Origin of the sequence: Bacillus sp. SIMBA_154 (assembly GCF_046536015.1) — a bacterium.
GTDB lineage: Bacteria > Bacillota > Bacilli > Bacillales > Bacillaceae > Bacillus > Bacillus pumilus_P.
This window is the reverse complement of the sequence record NZ_JAWJBV010000243.1, coordinates 1-274: the sequence shown is the minus strand read 5'-3', so window position 1 is coordinate 274 and position 274 is coordinate 1. Positions and strand designations below refer to the sequence as shown.

Below are 274 nucleotides of genomic sequence, written 5' to 3'. Positions count from 1 at the left end.
ATTTTGATTTAATTTTAATGGACATCATGATGCCGACCATGGATGGGCTAAGCGCCACGCAGCATATTCGTCATGAGCTGTTAAGTGATATTCCTATTTTTGCACTAACCGCAAATGCTTCAACCGATGACAAGGCATCATGTTTTAAAGTAGGTGTTAATAAAGTGCTTACCAAGCCTATTAAGTTTGAAACCTTAAAAGCGTCTTTAAGTACGCTTTTATAGCCGGTAATAAAAAAGGCCATAATTAGGAATAATCATGGCCTTTTCTAACG

The 274-nt window shown here is 37.2% G+C and carries 1 protein-coding gene; it reads left to right on the top strand.

The window, feature by feature from the left end; all coding sequences use genetic code 11:
* Nucleotides 1-224: response regulator (locus R0K30_RS21890; protein WP_410612934.1), on the top strand; the 224-nt coding region annotated here is incomplete at its 5' end.
* Between the last annotated feature and the right edge of the window lie 50 nt (nucleotides 225-274).